We start from the raw sequence: 1,366 nt of genomic DNA on the forward strand, positions 1-1,366 counted from the left end.
GATATATCAAAAATGGTATAGGGCGTTATATTGAAGGTAACGAGCAGTATGCACTTGTAACAGGCATGCTTGTTGCTCATTGGTACGAAAACCGAGGGGTGTATGAGTCAGGCGTTTCCGGCTCATCCATCCCTTTTACTATTCGGGATCAACTAACTCAACTTCGCTATGTGGAGGTAGAAGAGGATGAAGAAGATAAGCAAGCTGAATCGGCGGTTAATCTTCCAGAAAAAAAATAAGGTGCAGGACGAAGAACTGAACTGGAATGAAGCCTATGAAAATGTTTTTGAGACATGGGGTTCAATCGAAGGATTTTCCGGCTCAAAGTCAGACACGCTTGTTGCTGGCGCGCTAGGGGTTAAGTCACCGAAGAAAATCACAATTAGATACAGAGAAGACGTTGCTCAAGATATGCGTATTCTTCATCAAACTGGATCAGACGAGGCAGGAGAGCCGATCTACCGCACTTTTGATGTCATGGATTACAACGACATTGAAAATAAAAAGAAGCAGCTTGAAATTACTTGTAATGAGGTTGGCGTAAATGGCTGATATGGATATTGATGGATTCGATGATCTGACGAGATTTTTCAACAAGATAGGTGATGACGTTGAAAAAGCTGAAAAGATTGCCCTTAAAGACGGAGGAGAAGTAATAGAAGAGCATAACAATCTATATGTTATTAAAGAAGCAGCTTGAAATTACTTGTAATGAGGTTGGCGTAAATGGCTGATATGGATATTGATGGATTCGATGATCTGACGAGATTTTTCAACAAGATAGGTGATGACGTTGAAAAAGCTGAAAAGATTGCCCTTAAAGCGGGCGGAGAAGTAATAGCAGAGCATCAAAAACGAAACGTGAATAAGAGTTCAAAAAATCAGCCTCACATGGTCGATAACATCACCGTTTCAGCTGCAAGAGAATCCAAAGATGGTGAGCTATTTGTAGCCGTTGGACCAAATAGAAAAGTCGCTTACAGAGGACGTTTTTTAGAGTGGGGCACATCAAAAATGCCGCCGCATCCATTCATTGAAAAAAGCGCAATTGAAGGGGAGGGACAAGCTGTGAAGATCATGGAAAGAATTATCACGGCGCCTATTAAATGAGTCTTGATGCGAAGAAGGAATTGAGTGCAGCGTTAATAAAAAACAAAGAGTTAAAGCAGCTTGTCACGGGTGGTTTTCATAACCTTGTGGCCGATGATGTGGCCGCATTCCCCAGGGTTGTATTTTCAGAGATTACAAATAGGGACCAGGAGTACAGAGACAACCATTCGGCAGCAAGTGAGGTACGGTTCCAACTAAGCATATTTTCAAAAGCAGACACACGGAAAGACGAAACAGAAATAGCGAAAGAAATAGA

The 1,366-nt window shown here is 41.7% G+C and carries 5 protein-coding genes; all 5 read left to right on the plus strand.

What is annotated here, in order from left to right; all coding sequences use genetic code 11:
- The coding region (locus tag BA70_RS18740) for a head-tail connector protein (protein WP_034325254.1) at positions 1–239 on the plus strand (239 nt) is incomplete at its 5' end.
- Positions 187–552 carry a phage head closure protein gene (locus BA70_RS18745; protein WP_034325256.1) on the plus strand — a complete coding sequence of 122 codons (366 nt, stop codon included), beginning with the start codon at positions 187–189 and terminating at the stop codon, positions 550–552. The genes BA70_RS18740 and BA70_RS18745, both read left to right, overlap by 53 nt.
- Complete coding sequence (locus tag BA70_RS20235; protein WP_160171282.1) at positions 545–700, plus strand: hypothetical protein; 156 nt, start codon at positions 545–547, stop codon at positions 698–700. The genes BA70_RS18745 and BA70_RS20235 overlap by 8 nt, the downstream gene beginning before the upstream one ends.
- A gap of 26 nt (positions 701–726) precedes the next feature.
- A complete protein-coding gene (locus tag BA70_RS18750; protein ID WP_034325257.1) occupies positions 727–1,110 on the plus strand; it encodes an HK97-gp10 family putative phage morphogenesis protein in 384 nt (127 codons plus the stop codon).
- Positions 1,107–1,366: tail completion protein gp17 (gene gp17 / locus BA70_RS18755; protein ID WP_034325258.1), on the plus strand; the 260-nt coding region annotated here is incomplete at its 3' end. The genes BA70_RS18750 and gp17, both read left to right, overlap by 4 nt.

The sequence above is a fragment of the Bacillus zhangzhouensis genome (assembly GCF_000715205.1).
GTDB classification, from domain to species: Bacteria; Bacillota; Bacilli; order Bacillales; family Bacillaceae; genus Bacillus; species Bacillus zhangzhouensis.

Excerpts from the sequence above, each read along its gene's own strand:
- BA70_RS18745 (WP_034325256.1), top strand. The coding sequence starts at position 187 with ATGAAGAAGATAAGCAAGCTGAATCGGCGGTTAATCTTCCAGAAAAAA.
- BA70_RS20235 (WP_160171282.1), top strand. The coding sequence starts at position 545 with ATGGCTGATATGGATATTGATGGATTCGATGATCTGACGAGATTTTTC.
- BA70_RS18750 (WP_034325257.1), top strand. The coding sequence starts at position 727 with ATGGCTGATATGGATATTGATGGATTCGATGATCTGACGAGATTTTTC.